The following is a 395-nucleotide window of genomic DNA, read 5'->3' on the forward strand; positions in this document are numbered from 1 at the left end:
CGCTTTTTACACTGGACAAAAACAGGTGAAACCGAGTGCAGAGACCAAGAGGCGGCAGCACTTCTGAATAAAAAGAGGCCTCGCGTATATAAAATGTACCCTATAGAGTAGACACGTTAAAAAAGTCTACCTATAGGGTACTTTTTTGTATACTTGAGAAAAACAGGGATTGGGGAAAATCATGAGTAAGAAGGTATTTACAGAAAAAGAAATAAAACTGCTAAAGCAAAATCCATACGTCAAATCAGTTAGCTCCAAGGCAATCACATATACTGATGAATTTAAACGTAACTACATCGTTGAACATGAAAAAGGAAAGTTTCGGAGTCAGATATTTGAGGAATGCGGATTTGATGTCAATGTCATTGGACCACAGAGAGTGAAATCATCTGCGG

The 395-nt window shown here is 38.2% G+C and carries 1 protein-coding gene; it reads left to right on the forward strand.

Annotated elements, in window-relative coordinates:
* Positions 1-181: 181 nt before the first annotated feature.
* Positions 182-395: HTH domain-containing protein (locus SB754_RS19370; RefSeq protein ID WP_410784033.1), on the forward strand; the 214-nt coding region annotated here is incomplete at its 3' end.

It is taken from the genome of Leifsonia sp. SIMBA_070 (assembly GCF_046534635.1).
In the GTDB taxonomy this organism is placed as follows: Bacteria; Actinomycetota; Actinomycetes; order Actinomycetales; family Microbacteriaceae; genus Leifsonia.